At 52.6% G+C, this 2,163-nt stretch carries 2 protein-coding genes; both read right to left on the reverse strand.

All coding sequences use genetic code 11. The features are described from left to right. Nucleotides 1–146 precede the first annotated feature (146 nt). Nucleotides 147–1,049 carry an Rpn family recombination-promoting nuclease/putative transposase gene (locus tag ACOYNV_RS27790; RefSeq protein WP_422903063.1) on the reverse strand — a complete coding sequence of 301 codons (903 nt, stop codon included), beginning with the start codon at nt 1,047–1,049 and terminating at the stop codon, nt 147–149. Nucleotides 1,050–1,828: 779 nt separating this feature from the next. After that, nucleotides 1,829–2,163 (reverse strand): DUF4351 domain-containing protein (locus ACOYNV_RS27795; RefSeq protein ID WP_422903064.1); only part of this gene is annotated, 335 nt, incomplete at its 5' end.

Genomic DNA, 2,163 nt, shown 5'->3' on the forward strand with positions numbered 1-2,163 from the left:
GTCGGCACGAGAGGATTCGCCTGCGCAAAGAAAAGCATTTGCGCACCCTACCGGGTTATTATCCAATTGAGGGGACTTGGTCGATTAATTGGAGTGCCCCCTATTATTGCCCTATTGCCCTATTATTGTCGGGTACCCCTCTTCGATTACCTCTTTTTGGCAAGCCGTAGCAGCTTGACCTGTTCATCGTTTAAACCCGTCATGGTGGCAATAGAAGCATTGTCAAGAATATCCAGCAGGTTGCTCGCAACCTCCAGAGCTTTGGTTTGCTCTCCGAGTTTTCGCCCCTCTTCCCGCCCCTCTTCCCGCCCCTCTTCCCGCCCCTTTTCCACACCCCGTTCCTCGGCCAACTTCAGTGAGCCTCGCTGCAAAATAATGAAATCACGCCGCTTGAATTGAATCTCCAATTCTTCCGCGCTCATTGCGGCTTCATTGATCAGGTTGAAGGCTTCGTTGATGCTGGGGACACTGGCAAGCGTCTCGGGGATGTATTCCAGGCTGCCGGCGTTTTTGACGAAAAATATCCATTTATCTTGAATACTATCGAGCGCGTTCAACTCCAGGGTGAATTTGGGTAACTCGACAAAGATCAGTTCGACATCGTCGCTGTATTCGATAAACCGATCACGTTCAATGAGCCTGAAGCGGCTGATCGGCTCCTGGCTGCCTTCGAACATGATGAAATCGGTGAAAGTCAGGGCGATCACCGGATTGAGTAGCGTGTAATCATCGCCTTTCAGCAACTGGGTGGCGTATTCCTTGGCGGCATTATGGAGAATGCGTTTCTCGAAGCCCGCCACGTTGAGCACCTGCATTTCTATAATCACGTGCTTGCCGTTACCCAGGACGGCTTTGACATCAACATACGTGTCCTTCATGCCCATGAGCATGGGAATCTGGTAAGGATCGACGATGGTGAGATCGACAATCGCGCACTCGCCCTGGTAATCCAGAATGGCATTGAGAAAGCTGATCAGCACCGGCTTGGAGCCTTCTGAACCAAAAACTCGCTTGAAGGCGTAGTCGGTTTTAACATCCAGAAAACGCATGGCTAGACTCCTTGAATCAACGATGCAGGATTTTAGCATGGTAGTTTTTGGTTTTCGGGCAAGGTCGTATCTAAAAAAATCTGGCATCGCTTAAGCCAGCTATAGAAAAAAAACCCACTGTGTGTGAGCAATAGTCACGTACGCCCAACAAAAATGAAACAAAAGCGACAAACCGGGAATCCAGGTGGCGAATAATGGACTTCTTGTATTTCCAGATTAATCCGCACCATGGCTGACACCACACCACAAAAACCCACACTCCCACCCCTTCGCAGATGCTGGACGAGGCATGTAACAGGGCGCTGGCCTTTCACTCTGCCGGGCTACCGGGCTGACAACTCCATGGGCAGACGATCTACAGGTTTCGTAGGGGGTGAAACGCGAAGCGTTGCGCACCACCAGGCGGACCAAGCACGTCGATGCGCTAAAGATTCCGCGTGCGCAAAGAAAAGATTTTGCACACCCTACCGGGCTCCAGCATGCCCTTCAGCGCCCGGCAGACCTGGCAGGAGCGCAGCTTGCTGAGCGATTACGGTCGTGCCGCACCAACTCCTACAAAAGAGTGCAGACATCACCGCCATTTGCCCACGGGGGTTTGTAGGGTGTGAAACGCAACGCGTTGCGCACCAACAGACGAATCAAGCATGTCGGCACGAGAGGATTCCGCGTGCGCAAAGAAAAGAATTTGCGCACGCTACCGGGCTTCGCCCAGCAGAGTGGCCTGCTACAAGACAAACCAATCGGAAATCGACCCTAGCCCCTTTGATTCGTTTGCAGGATCAATGGTCGTTGAATATCTCGGCCAGAGTGCAGGAATCAAAAATGCGCTCCGCCCAAGCTTCCAACTGGTCAGCCGTAGCGGTTCTGAGGCGGGTGCGAACATCATCGGTAAGCGAGCCGAATCGTTTAATAATCAGACGTTCAAGTAGCATGCATTCGCCTTCGAGCTTACCTTCGAGCTTACCTTCGAGCTTACCTTCGAGCTTGCCTTTGATCATGCCTTCGATCTCGCCCTTTTCTCTCTCTGCCCGAAGCTCGCTGACTTCGTCATGCAAGGCGCGTTCGCGCACGAAGGCGAGTCGGCGGGTGTTGGCGTCGGCGCTGAGGTCTTTCA

Origin of the sequence: Propionivibrio sp. (assembly GCF_049316945.1) — a bacterium.
Classification (GTDB): domain Bacteria; phylum Pseudomonadota; class Gammaproteobacteria; order Burkholderiales; family Rhodocyclaceae; genus Propionivibrio.